Origin of the sequence: Brevundimonas alba, from assembly GCF_011927945.1 — a bacterium.
GTDB classification, from domain to species: domain Bacteria; phylum Pseudomonadota; class Alphaproteobacteria; order Caulobacterales; family Caulobacteraceae; genus Brevundimonas; species Brevundimonas alba.
The window spans coordinates 422213-435457 of sequence record NZ_JAATJM010000001.1; the positions used below are offsets into that span (position 1 = coordinate 422213).

General features: G+C 68.6%; 12 protein-coding genes. 4 read left to right on the forward strand and 8 right to left on the reverse strand.

Features of this window, described 5'->3' with window-relative positions:
* The first annotated feature begins 40 nt into the window (after positions 1-40).
* Positions 41-865, forward strand: coding sequence for a sulfite exporter TauE/SafE family protein (locus GGQ87_RS02015; protein WP_168045045.1), 825 nt, complete (start codon positions 41-43; stop codon positions 863-865).
* Here the strand turns inward: GGQ87_RS02015 and GGQ87_RS02020 are convergent.
* The gene (locus GGQ87_RS02020; RefSeq protein ID WP_245161397.1) at positions 862-1368 is read right to left on the reverse strand and encodes a TIGR02281 family clan AA aspartic protease; all 507 of its coding nucleotides are present in this window, start codon (positions 1366-1368) and stop codon (positions 862-864) included. The two genes, GGQ87_RS02015 and GGQ87_RS02020, sit on opposite strands and share 4 nt — an antisense overlap.
* 73 nt (positions 1369-1441) lie before the next feature.
* Positions 1442-1642 carry a DUF1289 domain-containing protein gene (locus GGQ87_RS02025; RefSeq protein ID WP_168045046.1) on the reverse strand — a complete coding sequence of 67 codons (201 nt, stop codon included), beginning with the start codon at positions 1640-1642 and terminating at the stop codon, positions 1442-1444.
* 70 nt (positions 1643-1712) lie between these two features.
* Here GGQ87_RS02025 and GGQ87_RS02030 point away from each other — a divergent pair, with 70 nt between their 5' ends.
* Positions 1713-2510, forward strand: a complete 798-nt coding sequence (locus GGQ87_RS02030; protein WP_168045047.1) for a crotonase/enoyl-CoA hydratase family protein — start codon at positions 1713-1715, stop codon at positions 2508-2510.
* Between the two features lie 9 nt (positions 2511-2519).
* Here GGQ87_RS02030 and GGQ87_RS02035 read toward each other — a convergent pair whose 3' ends face one another.
* From GGQ87_RS02035 to GGQ87_RS02045, 3 genes are read right to left on the reverse strand one after another with little or no spacing between them, the layout of a single operon-like run.
* Entirely contained in the window at positions 2520-3536 is a 1017-nt protein-coding gene (locus GGQ87_RS02035; RefSeq protein WP_168045048.1) for an HlyD family secretion protein, read from the reverse strand.
* Positions 3537-3561: 25 nt separating this feature from the next.
* Entirely contained in the window at positions 3562-4317 is a 756-nt protein-coding gene (locus GGQ87_RS02040; protein ID WP_168045049.1) for an ABC transporter ATP-binding protein, read from the reverse strand.
* Positions 4314-5456, reverse strand: coding sequence for an ABC transporter permease (locus GGQ87_RS02045; RefSeq protein ID WP_168045050.1), 1143 nt, complete (start codon positions 5454-5456; stop codon positions 4314-4316). The genes GGQ87_RS02040 and GGQ87_RS02045 overlap by 4 nt, the downstream gene beginning before the upstream one ends.
* Before the next feature lie 157 nt (positions 5457-5613).
* Here GGQ87_RS02045 and GGQ87_RS02050 point away from each other — a divergent pair, with 157 nt between their 5' ends.
* Positions 5614-7683 carry a S46 family peptidase gene (locus GGQ87_RS02050; RefSeq protein WP_168045051.1) on the forward strand — a complete coding sequence of 690 codons (2070 nt, stop codon included), beginning with the start codon at positions 5614-5616 and terminating at the stop codon, positions 7681-7683.
* A 191-nt stretch (positions 7684-7874) separates the two neighbouring features.
* Complete coding sequence (locus GGQ87_RS02055; protein ID WP_168045052.1) at positions 7875-9947, forward strand: S46 family peptidase; 2073 nt, start codon at positions 7875-7877, stop codon at positions 9945-9947.
* Between the two features lie 51 nt (positions 9948-9998).
* Here GGQ87_RS02055 and pgsA read toward each other — a convergent pair whose 3' ends face one another.
* From pgsA to uvrC, 3 genes are read right to left on the reverse strand one after another with little or no spacing between them, the layout of a single operon-like run.
* Positions 9999-10634 (reverse strand): CDP-diacylglycerol--glycerol-3-phosphate 3-phosphatidyltransferase, encoded by a 636-nt coding sequence (gene pgsA, locus GGQ87_RS02060; protein ID WP_168045053.1) that lies wholly within the window; start codon positions 10632-10634, stop codon positions 9999-10001.
* 55 nt (positions 10635-10689) lie between these two features.
* Entirely contained in the window at positions 10690-11313 is a 624-nt protein-coding gene (locus GGQ87_RS02065) for a carbonic anhydrase (protein ID WP_168045054.1), read from the reverse strand.
* A gap of 20 nt (positions 11314-11333) precedes the next feature.
* Complete coding sequence (uvrC, locus tag GGQ87_RS02070; RefSeq protein ID WP_168045055.1) at positions 11334-13223, reverse strand: excinuclease ABC subunit UvrC; 1890 nt, start codon at positions 13221-13223, stop codon at positions 11334-11336.
* Positions 13224-13245 lie beyond the last annotated feature (22 nt).

Sequence of the window (13245 nt, forward strand, 5' to 3'; positions counted from 1 at the left end):
GCCCTCCCCTCGCGCGGCGCGGTCGGCTAGTGCTGTCCCGATGACCGCCCTGCCCCTGTCCGAAATGCTGCTGCTGATGGCGGCGCTCGTCGCCGCCGGACTGGCGGGCGGGATCGTCGCCGGGCTGTTCGGCGTGGGCGGCGGCACGGTGATCGTGCCGGCCGTCTTCTATGCCTTCGAGGTGCTGGGGGTCGGGGGCGAGGGCAATCTGCATACCGCCATCGGCACCTCGCTGATGACCATCGTCGCGACGTCGTGGCGATCGCTGAAGGCGCACCGGACGCATGGGGCCGTCGACGAGGTCGTGCTGAAGACCTGGACACCCTGGGTCGGCTTCGGCGCCCTGGTCGGGGCGGGGGTGGCGGGGCTGACCTCCATGGAGGGCCTGGCCATCGTCTATGGCGTTTGCCTCGCCCTGGTGGCGGCGCAGATGGGGCTGATGCCGGAGCGGTATGTGCTGCGGAAGGACCTGCCGACGGGCTGGGGCCGGCGCGGGTTCGGAACAGTGATCGGCGGACTTTCCGCGATGATGGGGATTGGCGGCGGCAGCTTCGGAGGCATGCTGATGACGCTGTGTGGCCGGCCGATCCATCAGGCGGTGGCGACCGCCTCAGGCTTCGGCGTGGCCATAGGCGCGGCGGCGACGGTCGGCTTCGTCGTATTCGGCTGGGACGCCGTCGGACGGCCGCCGCTGTCGCTGGGCTATGTCAACGTACCCGGCGCGGTGGTGATGGCGGTCCTGACGACGGCCGTGGCGCCGTGGGGCGCGAAGCTGGCGCATTCGCTGGACCGGCGGGTGCTGAGGAAGGCGTTCGCCCTCTATCTGCTGGCCACGGCGATGGTGGTGATGGTGAAGGCGCTCTAGGGGCGCAGCGTCAGGCCTGCCGGCGTGGCGGTGAAGGCGGAGAGACGGCCGAGATAGCTCATGCCCAGCAGGGAATGCGGGAGGCCGTGCTCGACGACCAGCGCCTCCACGGCGTCGACGCGGGCGCCGGCGACGGCCACGGCCTTGAGCCGGACGGCGGCGGCGCGAACAGGGCCGGACGCCGTGACGATGGTTCCGGAGAAGTCGTCGGCGGTCAGCTTCAGACCAAGGCGCGCGGCGTCCTCGCGGGTCAGCACCACGGCGCTGGCGCCGGTGTCGACCATGACGCGAACGGCGCGACCGTCGATCTCGGCCTCGGCCCAGTAGTGACCGTCGGCGGCCTTGAGCACCTGACCGGGGCGGCCGGTGGCGGGGGCGGAGGCGACGGGCGTCGCGGCCCAGGCGCGACTGCGCAGGCCGGCGTGATCCATCCACCACGCGGTGGTGAGGGCAGAGGCGACGGCGAGGGCCATGACGGCCATGGAGGACAGGTCGAACCGCATGACCCTGTCTCTCGCACGGCCGCCGTTGGGATGCGGTGAAGAGGGATGGTTGGCGGGTGGTAAACGGGAAGGGTCAGCGCCGGGCGCGTTCCCGCTCCGGCAGTTCGGCCATGATCCGCGCCCGTTCCGCGTCGGTGAGGCCGCTCCAGCCGCCGATCTCGGACAGGGTGCGCCAGCAGCCGAGGCACAGGCTGGACGCGCCGTCGACGATGCAGACCTTGACGCAGGGCGTGGCGATCGAACGCGGCGGGCCGGACGGCGGGGGGACGGACATGCGACATCAGTAGCGGCTCGATCCGCCGTGGGGAATTGTCGGCGACGGCCAGATCGGGCACTGCTGGCGGATGACCCTGATCCAGACGGAACGACGCGGCCCGATCGAGATATGGACGCTGTCGCGGCCCGAGCGGCTGAACGCCCTGCCCGACCTCGAGGACGGCGAGGCCTTCGCGGCGGCGTGCGCGGCGGTCAACGGCGATCCGGCGGTGCGCTGCGTGGTGATCACCGGTGCGGGACGGGCCTTCTCGGCCGGCGGCGACCTGAAGGCCATGCGCGACCGGCGCGACCTGTTCGCCGGGACCGGGGCCGAGATCCGCGAGCGCTATCGCCGTGTGGTGCACCGGATCGTGCGGTCGCTCTACGGGCTGGAAGTTCCGCTGGTGGCGGCGGTCAACGGACCGGCCATGGGTCTGGGCTGCGACATCGCCGGGCTCGCGGACATCCGGCTGGCCTCGACCGAGGCGTCGTTCGGCGTGCCGTTCCTGAAGCTGGGCATACTGCCGGGCGACGGCGGGGCGTGGCTCCTGCCGCGGAACGTCGGCTATGCGCGGGCGGCGGAGATGCTCTTCACCGGCGAGACGATCGACGCCGCGACGGCGGAACGCTGGGGCCTGATCAGCCACGTGGTGGCGCCGGAGGCGCTGATGAATGAGGCGCTTAAGATGGCGGGCAAGGTCGCGGCGCACGGGCCGCACGCCCTGCGCATGGCCAAGACCCTGCTGCGCCAGGGCCGCGACGCGAATTTCGACCAGATGCTGGAAATGACCGCCGCCATGCAGGCCTTGGCCCACATGACGGAGGATCACGCCGAGGGCGTGGCCTCGGTGCTGGAGAAGCGCCCGGCGGACTTCACCGGGCGCTGACGGCGGGGATCAGCCCGCCTTCGCCGGCGCCTGCATGGCCCGGTCCGCGGTGACACCCCCGACAACGGCGCGCGGCGCTCCGGCGCGCTCGCCGGGCTTCATGAACTTGACCAGCACGCGCTGACCGATGAGCAGCGGTGCATCGTCGGCGGAGACGACAACCTCGACAACCCGCTCGTCGGTGCGTTGCGACGGATCCTCGGAGGCGAGCTTGCGGGCGCCGAACAGGGGCGCGCGGCGCAGAACCCGGCCGACATAGACCCGCGACTGATCGACTTCGGAGACCAGTTCGACCTCCTGGCCGTCCCGCACGTTGGGGATGTCGGCTTCGACGATTTCGGCGCGGACGATGCGCTGGGTATTGGGCTCCAGATCGAACATGTTCGACACGTTCAGGGTCGAGGCGCCCGCGCCCGGATTGGCGTAGCGACGGACGATGCGGCCATCCATGGGCGCGCGGATCACCGTCAGCTCGAGGTTGTAGGCGGCCTCGTTGAGGCGGGCGCGGGACGTCTGGACGGCGGCCTGTTGCGAGCCGTAGCGGGCTTCGGCCGCGGCGATCTGGTCGCGGGCCTCGTCCATGCGCGCGGCGGCGACGAAGTTGGTTTCGACGAGGCGGGCGAGGCGATCGTGCTCGCGCTTGGCCGTGTTGATGTCGACCTGGATGGCGCGCAGCTGGCTCTCCGCCTGGGCGACCTCGGCCTGGGCGCGTGACAGGGCCAGACGCGGCTCGTCGTCTTCCTGACGCGCGAGGATCTGCCCGGCGACGACGCGCTCGCCTTCCTGCACATAGACGGCGCGGACGACGCCGCCGCGGCGGGCGGCGACCTGGATGATGCCGCCTTCCACATCCGCCTTGCCGTTGGCGATGGCGGCGTAGGGGCTGTCGATCTTCTCGGCGGCGGCCTTTTCCTGCTCGGCCTTTTTGGCGGCGGCGCCCTGCTGCATGAACATGAAGCCGACGACGACGAGGATGATCAGCGCCAGGCCGATCCAGAGCCACTTGTTCTTGAGGAAGCGGGGCATAGTCAGGAGGTCCTTCAGGGGCGCGCTAGTGCGAGCCGAGAGTGGCGTTGGGATCGGGCGTGCGGCGCTGGTCGTCGAGAATACGCCCGTCTTCGATATGGATGACGCGGTCGGCCCAGGCCTCAAGCCGTGGGTCGTGAGTCACGCAGATGACCGCAGCGCCGTGTTCGGTGGCGGCGCGGCGGAGCAGGCGGATGACGACCTGGCCATTCTCGCCGTCGAGGGCGGAGGTCGGCTCGTCCGCGAACAGCAGTGCGGGGTCCTTGGCGAGGGCGCGGGCGATGGCGATGCGCTGCTTTTCGCCCCCGGACAGGGAGTCGGGTCGCTGGTTCAGACGCGCGCCGAGGCCCACCTCTTCGAGCGCGGCGACGGCGCGGCGGCGGGCTTCATCCTTGGGGACGCCCTGGTACTTCAGCACCGTCATGACCTGCTGCGTCGCGTTCATCGCGGGGAACAGGTTGAAACCCTGGAAGATGAAGCCGCAATTATCGAGACGGAACTTGTCGATCCGGCCCGCCGAGTGGTCCCACAGGTCGTCGACATCCAGCGCATCCACGCGCCCCTCGTCGGGCTTCAGCAGGCCGGACAAGGCGGCGACGAGGGTCGACTTGCCGGATCCCGACGGGCCCATGACCATGGTCATCTCGCCGTGGCGCGCGTCGAAGTCGACGCCCTTCAAAACCTCGATGAAGGTGCGGCCGGTCTTGAAGCGCTTGACCAGCCCCTTGGCGTCGATGGCGGAGGTCCCCGCCCGGCCGTGAGTGACAGTGTTCGGGTTCATCGCAGCAGGTCCGCCGGCTGGCTCTTCTTCAGGACGCCCAGCGACAGGAAGCCGGAGGCGAGGGCGATGACCAGCAGCATGACGCAGACGCCGGCGACCATCGGGATTGGGAAGGCCATGGTCAGGCCGCTGCTGGTCGCCAGCAGGGAGACGGCCCAGGTCAGCACGCCGGAAGCGAGAATGCCTGCGATGCCGACCCAGAAGCTGAGCTCCATGACCACAGCGCGCAGCGAGCCCATCGAGACTCCGAGGGCCCGCAACGAGGCGAACTCCTTGATATTGGCCATGATGGCTCCGCGCAGCGTCTGCCAGGTGATGGCCACGCCGATCAGGATGCCGAGGAAGAGGGAGAAGCCCAGCATGATGACGATGAAGCTCTCCTTGAACATCGCCGCCTGATTGGCCTCGCCGAGCTGGGCCCGGGTCCAGGCCTTGAACTGCCCGCGCGACTGGGCATTGAGCTGGGCGACGACGTGTTCCGGATCGGCGCCCGGTTTGGTCGAGACCATCAGCGGACCGACCCGGTCGCCGGTGTTGGCCTCGCCGAGCATGCGCAGGGTGTCGCGCGACATGACCACGCCCGCCTGCATCATGTTGGGGTAGCCGCGGGTGACGGCGACGACGCGGACCGTCTTGCCGTTGTAGATGGCCTTGTCGCCCAGCTTGACACCCAGGCGGCCAAGGGCGGTCTCGTCGACAGCGACACCGAACGGCTGGCGAAGCGCCTCGATCAGGTCATTGGAATAGTCGGTGGGAACGGTCACCGCGCCGGGCACGGCGTCAATGATGGTGACCTGCACGAACTCGGTCTTGCGAGCCGCATCGCCTTCGACAACGTTTTGCCAACGGCCGCCAGAGCCATCCAGATCCGCCACCGCAACAACGTCCGGATGGCTCTGGACCACCGGCATGATCCGCCGTGGGACGCCCGAGGGTCCACCGTTGAAGAGGCCTGTGGAGCCCGGCGCCAGCACCATGACATCGGCGCGGGCGCGGTCGATCGTCGCGGTGAAGGCCTTGCCGATGCCCATGAACATGCCGACCTGGGCCAGCACCAGCAGGCCCGAGAAGGCAAGCGCCACGATCGCCGCCATGTAGCGGCGCCACTCGTAGAGCAGGGTGGAGAGTGCAAGCGACATCGAAACGAACGGGCCCCCGGTGTTCACGGGTATCTGACGTGACCATAGGTTTGGGCCAAGTTAAATCGGGTTAAGGCCGTGCGGATGGCCTACGTTCATCTGCGCTTGCTAGTGTCCCCCTTCATGCTGGCGGAAGCCGGCGTCTGAGAGCTTGAGCATGATGCTTCGTTCGCTTCGTTCCGCGGTCGCGACGACCGCCTCCCTCGCCGCCGTCGGCGGGGCCATGGCTGTGATGGCCGCTCCGTCCGCCGCCATGGCCGACGAGGGGATGTGGACGTTCGACAACTTCCCCGTCCAGACGGTGAACCAGAAATACGGCACTCACCTCGATCAGGCGTGGCTGGATCGGCTGCGGCTGGCGTCGGTGCGCATCAGCGGCTGTTCGGCGTCGTTCGTGTCGCCCGAAGGGCTGATCCTGACCAACTGGCACTGCGTCGTCGGCTGTTCGCAGGAGCTGTCAAACCCGCAGCAGGACTATGTGAAGAACGGCTTCACCGCCCGCACCCGCGAGGAAGAGCTGCGCTGCCCGGGCCAGACCGCCGAGGTGCTGACGGAGATCGTCGACGTCACGGCGCGGGTCCAGGCCGCGGGTCAGGGACTGGAAGGCGCCGCCTTCAACGCGGCGCGTCAGGCCGAGATCACGAAAATCCAGAACGAGGCCTGCGCCGGCGACGACACGTTCAGCTGCCAGGTGATCAGCCTGTATCGCGGCGGGCAGTACAGCCTGCACAAATTCCGCAAATACGATGACGTGCGGCTGGTGTTCGCGCCCGAGAACCAGGCCGCCTTCTTCGGTGGCGACCCCGACAACTTCAACTTCCCCCGCTACGCCCTCGATGCCGGGTTCCTGCGGGCCTACGAGGACGGCAAGCCGGCGGAGACACCGACGTTCCTGAAGTGGAACCCGGAAGCGCCGAAGGAAGGCGACGTGACATTCGTGTCGGGCAACCCCGGCTCGACCTCGCGCCTGCTGACCATGAGCCAGCTGGAGCGGCTGCGCGACCAGCAGCTGCCGGTCACCCTGATCCAGAACTCGGAGCTGCGCGGCCGCCTGCTGGAATATTCGCTGACCGGCGACGAGGCCAAGCGGGTGTCGTTCGATCCGGTGTTCGGTCTGGAGAACAGCTTCAAGGTCTACTACGGCCAGCAGGCTGCCCTGACCGATCCCGAGTTCATGGCGGCCAAGCGCGCCGAGGAGGACGAGCTGCGCGCCAAGGTCGCGGCCGATCCGAACCTCGTGCAGCAGATCGGCGATCCTTGGGCCGATCTGGCGCGGGTGCAGACCACCGCGACCGAACTCTACCTGCCCTACCGCCAGCTTGAGGCTTCGGCGGGCGGCGGCTCGCAGCTCTATGCCTGGGCCCGCACCCTGATCCGCGCCGCCAAGAACCCGACCATGACGGAAGCCCAGCGCGCCCGCCTGTCCGAGGCGGTCGGCGCCGAGACGCCGGTCTCGACCGATATGGAAGAGATCCGGATGCGCTACTGGCTGTCCAAGACGCGCGAGTATCTGACGGTCGACAATCCGCAGGTGAAGGCGATGCTGGGCCGCGAAAGCCCGGAAGCGCTGGCCGACCGCCTGATCTCCGGCACCAAGCTGACCGACCCGGCATTCCGGCGTCAGGCCGTGGGCATGACGGTGGAGCAGCTGTCGGCCGCCGATCCGCTGCTGGCCTTCGTCGCCGGCAACGATCAGGCGGCGCGCGCCATCGCCGACCGCTGGGCCGCGGAGGTCAACGCACCGACCGCCCGGGCCGCCGAAAAGGTCGCCCAAGCCCGGTTCGCGGTCTACGGCACCAACCAGTATCCGGACGCGACCTTCAGCCTGCGCCTGTCATACGGCGACGTGCGCGGCTGGACCTATCGCGGCGTGACCGTGCCGGCCTTCACCTACATGGGCGGGCTGTATGAGCGGGCCACCGGGTCGGAACCGTTCAACCTCGCCCAGGCCTTCGCCGACAACGAATCGAAGGTGAACAAGGAGGTCGTTTACGACTTCGCCTCGACCAACGACATCATCGGCGGCAACTCCGGCTCGCCGGTGGTCAACGCGGACGGTGAGGTGATCGGAGCGGCCTTCGACGGCAACATCCACTCGATCGGCGGCGCCTATGGCTATGACCCCGAGCTGAACCGGACGGTCTCGGTCTCGACTGCGGCCATCACGGAAGCCCTGCGCAACGTCTATCCGAACCCGCGGGTTCTGGAGGAGTTGGGGGTTCGGTAAACCCTCCTTCTCCCCCCCTGCGGGAGCAGGTGTCAGGCGTAGCCTGGCGGAAGAGGGGTCGCACCGGTCTTGCCGGGCGACCCCTTCGTCATTCATGGTCCGGCCGACGTCGGCAACCGTCGGCAAGACCCCCTCATCCGACCCGCACCGCGGGCCACCTTCTCCGCAACGGGAGAAGGAAGGAGACAGACATGCGCCTTACCCCTGCCCTCGCCGCCGCCCTGATGACCCTCGCTGCCGGAAGCGCCGCGAAGGCCGACGAAGGCATGTGGACGTTCGACAACTTCCCGATCGCCCGGGCCAATCAGGCCTTGGGTACGAACATCGATCAGGCCTGGCTGGATCGGGTGCGGCTGTCCTCGGTCAAGTTCGGCGGCTGCTCGGCGGGCATCGTCTCCGGCGAGGGGCTGGTGATGACCAACAACCACTGCGTCGCCACCTGCGTGGCCAACCTGTCGACCCAGGCGATCAACTACGCCGAGACCGGCTTCACGCCCCGCCGCCGCGAGGACGAGGTGAAATGCCCCGGCGACTCGGCCGAAATCCTGACGGAAATCACGGACGTTACCGAGCGGATGCACAAGGCCGGCGAGGGGCTGACCGGCGCGGCCTTCACACAGGCCCGTAATGCCGAGGCCGGCCGGATCGAAACGGAGGCTTGCGGCGGCGCGGCCGACCGGCGTTGCCAGGTCGTCAGCCTGTACAGGGGCGGCCAGTTCAAGCTCTACACCTACAAGAAATACACCGATGTCCGGCTGGCCTATGCGCCCGAGGACCGGGCCGCGACCTTCGGCGGCGATCTGGACAATTTCAGCTTCCCGCGCTTCGCCATCGATGCGGCCTTCATCCGCCTGTACGAGAACGGCCAGCCGGCGGCGACGCCGACGCACTTCAAGTGGAATGCGGCAAAGCCGGTCGAGGGCACGCCGGTGTTCGTGTCGGGCAGCCCGGGCGCCACGCAGCGCCTGCTGACGCAGGACCAGCTGATGACCGTGCGCGACGTGGTCCTGCCGATGGACCAGCTGATCGCATCCGAACTGCGCGGCCGTCTGATCCGCTATTCCGAGGAAAGCGAGCGCCATGCCTTCGAGGCGATGGATCCGATCGTCGGTCTCGAGAACACCTACAAGCGCGGCCTCGGCCGGATGCGCGCGCTGACCGATCCGGCCTTCATGGCCATGAAGGCGCAGCAGGAGGCTGACTTCCGGGGCCGGCTCCAGCAGGCGTCGAGCACCGGGGACCCGTTCGCCGACCTGACCGCGGTGCAGCCCGCCCTGCGCGAGCTCTACGCCCCCTACGCCCTGCTTGAGGGCGGCACCGGGATCGGCACCACCCAGGTCGCCGGCGGCTCTCAACTGTTCCTGTGGGCGCGCACCCTGGTGCGGGGCGCGCAGGAGCGGGCGAAACCGTCGACCGAGCGCCTGCCCGAATACGCCGACAGCCGTCTGGCCGCGGTGCAGGCGGGCCTGTTCGCCGAACGGCCGGTCTATCCGGATCTCGAGCAGGTGCGGATGGAATGGTGGCTGTCCAAGACGCGCGAATGGCTGACGGTCGATAACGCCGCGGTGCGCGGCCTGCTGGGCCAGGAGTCGCCCGAAGGCCTGTCGGCGCGTCTGGTCGAGGGCACGAAGCTGGCGGACCCGGCGGTGCGACGAGCGCTCTGGGAGGGCGGGCTGGCGGCCGTCGAAGCGTCCGACGATCCGATGATCCAGTATCTGCTGTCGATCCAGGATGAGACCCGCGCGGTCCGTTCGGACTGGGAGACGCGGGTGCAGGCCCCGACGGATCAGGCCTCGGAGCGGCTGGCGACGCTGCGGTTCCAGGTCTACGGCGACGCCGTCTATCCGGACGCCACGGGCACGCTGCGCCTGACTTACGGCAAGATCGAGGGCTCGGACGTGCCGGGGCAACGTTTCGCCCCCTTCACGACCTTCGCCGGCCTGTGGGACCGGGCGACCGGGGCGGCGCCGTTCGACGTCGCTCCGAAACTGCTGGCGGCGCGCGAGCGCATCCCGGCCGATACCGTGCTGGACATGACCGTGTCGTCGGACACCATCGGCGGCTCGTCGGGCTCGCCCGTCGTCAACGCAGCGGGCGAGATTGTCGGCGCCAATTTCGACTCGACCGTCCTGACCCAGCGCAACGCCTATGGCTACGACCGCAACGTCAACCGCTCGGTGATCGTGACGACGGGCGCGGTCACCGCCGCCCTGCGGGACGTCTACGGCATGCAGCGGCTGGTGGACGAGCTCGGGGCGGAGTGACGCTCGCTATCTCCCTTCCCTTTATGGGGAGGGGAGTGGCACGGCGTTCGTCTAGAGCTGGCTCATCTTCTGCTGGGCCTTGGCGAAATACTGCCAGCCGGTCCAGAGGGTGACGAGGGCGGCGCCCCAGATCAGAACGTAGGCGAAGGTCTGGAAGTGGGGCTGCCATTCCAGCGGCCAGCCGAAGCCGTCCCACAGCAGGGCGATCTGCAGCGCGCCCAGGGCGATCATCTGCAGCACCGTCTTCCACTTGGCCAACAGGGTGACCGGCAGCTTGACCTTGCCGGCCACGGTCTCGCGAAGGGCCGAGACGGCGAACTCGCGGAACAGGATCAGGCCGCAGGGAATGGCGCTTTGGGCGACGGAGCCCCAGGCCAGCACGCCGAGAATGGCGCCGGTGACCAGAACCTTGTCCGCGATCGGGTCGAGGATTGCGCCCCAGCGGGTGGTGGCGTGCCAGCGACGGGCCAGATAGCCGTCGACCCAGTCGGTCGAGGCGGCGACGACGAAGATGGCGAAGGCCGTGCGGCCGAGGCGGAACTGGTCGTCGGGGCTCAGATAGTCCGACAGCACGGGGATGCCCTGCGGCGCGGCGCCCGCCAGGATCAGGAACATCACCACCCCGGCGATGAGCCTCAGCCCCGTCAGAATGTTGGGGATCGGATTGGCGTGGTGGGTGGGGGTCATGTTCGGCATCCGTGCTTCAACGCCGATGTGCCACGCTTCGATGCGTCAGGCGAGGCTAGAGCGTTTCGAAACGGCCCGGACCGGTCAAGGCGCGCAGCATGCCGTCGGCGATTCCAAAATGCAGGCCCGTGAGGGTCAGGTCGCCCGCGGCCTCGCGTTCGGCGATCCACGGGAAGGTGCGCAGGTTGTCGAGGGACAGGCGGACGACGGCCTCCTCGGCGGCCTGTTCGACCTCGTCGGGCTCGACGGCTTCGGCCACGCGGCGAACGGCGGGGGTGCCCTGCTCAACCCAGGGGGCGACGAAGTCCTGGCAGTTCTCGGGCGCGCCGTTGAGCATGGCGTTCACCCCGCCGCAGTGGGCGTGGCCCATGACGACGATGCGCGAGACGTTCAGCACCTTGACCCCGAACTCGAGCGCCGCCGAGACGCCGTGCAGGCGCTGGTCGGGCTGATACGGCGGCACCAGATTGGCGACATTGCGGACGACAAACAGCTGGCCGGGGGCGGTGTCGAAGATCAGCGCCGGGTCGGCGCGGCTGTCGGAACAGGCGACCACCAGGGTGTGCGGCCGCTGGCCGTGGGTGGCGAGGGCCTCATAGTCCGCCTTGGCCTCGGCCCAGTGGCCTTCGCGGAAACGGCGGTAGCCCGCAAGCAGGGCGTCGGCGGATTCGTCTGACATGGGCCGGTTCTAGGACGAGATCACGCCTTGCGGAAGAAGGCGTAGATGCGTTCGGCGAGGGCGCGGTTGATGCCCTCCACCTTCTCGAGATCGACCACCGAGGCGCGAGAGACGCCCTTGGCCGAGCCGAAGGCGTGCAGCAGGGCCTTCTTGCGGCCGGGACCGACGCCCTCGATCTCGTCGAGCGGGTTCTTCTTGATGTCCATCGAGCGGCGGGTGCGGTGCGCGCCATTGGCGAAGCGGTGCGCCTCGTCGCGCAGCCGCTGGATGTAGTAGAGCGCGGGAGACTTCAGCGGCAGCATGAAGGGCGGTTTGCCCGGAACGAAGAACCGTTCGAGGCCTGCGTCGCGGTCGGGGCCCTTGGCTACGCCGACGGCGATGATCTCGTGCAGACCGAGGTCGGCGAGCACTGCCTGGACTTCGGCCAACTGGCCCGCGCCGCCGTCGATGAGCAGCAGGTCGGGGCGTTCGACCTCCTCGCCCTCGTCCTCGTCCTTGACCAGCCGGTTGAAGCGCCGGCGCATGACTTCGCGCATCATGCCGTAGTCGTCGCCGGGGGTCAGGTCCTCACCGCGGATATTGAACTTGCGGTACTGGTTCTTGCGGAAGCCTTCGGGGCCCGCGACGATCATCCCGCCGACGGCGTTGGTGCCCTGGATGTGGGCGTTGTCGTAGACCTCGATCCGCTCGGGCCGGTTCTCCAGACCGAAGGCCTCGCACATGTCGTCGAGGATCTTGCCCTGGGCCGAGCTCTCGGCCATGCGGCGGCCCAGAGCCTCGCGGGCGTTCGTCAGGGCATGATCGACCAGCGCCTTGCGGTCGCCGCGCAGGGGCCGTTCGATGCTGACGACGCGGCGACCATCAACCGTCTTGGCCTTCATGGAGAAGGCCTCTTCGAGCAGTTCCTTCTCGTGTGGCACGACGTTGGACAGGATCTGCCGCGGCACCGGCTTGTCCTCGTAGAACTGGCCGAGGAAGGCGGCGAGGATTTCCGGATCGGTGTCTGTGCGATCAACCCGCGGGAAATAGGCGCGGCCACCCCAGTTCTGGCCGGCGCGATAGAAGAAGACCTGCACGCAGGCCTGTCCGCCGTCGGAATGCAGGGCGAAGACGTCGGCCTCGGCGACGCTTTCGGCCGTCATGGAGTTCTCCATGGCGATGGCCGAGAGGGCGCGGATGCGGTCGCGGACGCGCGCGGCCTGTTCGAAATCCATGTTGTCGGAGGCGGCCTGCATCTCCTTCGACAGCCGACCGATGACGGCGCGCGACTTGCCGCGCAGGAAGGCCTCGGCCTCGTCGACCAGACCGCCGTAGTCCTCCAGCGAGATCAGGCCGGTGCAGGGGGCGGAGCAGCGCTTGATCTGGTGCAGCATGCAGGGCCGGGTGCGCGTCTCATAGACGCTGTCGGAACAGGACCGCAGCAGGAAGGCCTTCTGCAGGGTCGTCAGGGTCCGGTTCACCGCCCAGGTCGAGGCGAACGGCCCGAAATAGTCGCCCCTGATGGTGTGGGCCCCGCGGTGTTTCCGGACCTGCGGCGCGCGATGGTCGCGGCGGATCATCAGTTCGGCGAACGACTTGTCGTCGCGCAGCACGACGTTGAAGCGTGGCTTCAGCTTTTTGATGAAGTTGGATTCGAGCAGCAGGGCCTCGGTCTCCGAGGCGGTGACGACCAGCTCCATCGAGCGGGTCAGCGACACCATCAGGCCGATGCGCTGGGTGTGGAAGCGGCCCTGCGCGTACTGGAGGATGCGCTTCTTGATGGAGCGCGCCTTGCCGACGTAGAGGCAGGACCCGTCCTCGCCATACATGCGATAGACGCCGGGCTTGTCGGGCGCGCGCCGGGCCTCGTCGCGGATCAGCTCGGCGGCCTTCAGCGTCTCGGCGTCTGCGGGAATCGTCTCCTCGGTCATCGGCGGCAATATAGGCGGTTAC